This is a genomic window from Helicobacter didelphidarum (assembly GCF_003364195.1).
Lineage (GTDB): Bacteria > Campylobacterota > Campylobacteria > Campylobacterales > Helicobacteraceae > Helicobacter_A > Helicobacter_A didelphidarum.
The window spans coordinates 1-328 of record NZ_NXLQ01000242.1 but is presented as its reverse complement, the minus strand read 5'-3'; the positions used below and the strand labels follow the sequence as shown (position 1 = coordinate 328).

Sequence of the window (328 nt, the reverse complement as noted above, 5' to 3'; positions counted from 1 at the left end):
ATTGCCACTCCATAAGTTACTACACCTCCAGCCATTCCTAGCTCTCGCCTATGAATTGGTATCTTTTCAAACTCACTGCAATGGCATTCTAAGCCTTTATAAATGTTTTTATTTTCCATTATCTTTTTCCTTGCGTAAAGAATCTATTTCATTAAAATATGGAATTTCATTTTTAATAAAAATATCATTATGAATTTGTGAATACTTCTCTTTATCTAAGTCTAATAAATATTGTGTGATATGTGGTTTTAAAAGTGCGTTTAATTTATCAATTAACTCGTGTATGTTTTGTATATCATTAACATAATATAGGTTTGATTCATCAATT

Annotated in this window: 1 protein-coding gene; it reads right to left on the bottom strand. The window is 27.7% G+C overall.

Going from position 1 to position 328, the window contains the following annotated elements:
* Window positions 1-108 precede the first annotated feature (108 nt).
* The coding region (locus CQA53_RS13090) for a hypothetical protein (protein WP_181882495.1) at window positions 109-328 on the bottom strand (220 nt) is incomplete at its 5' end.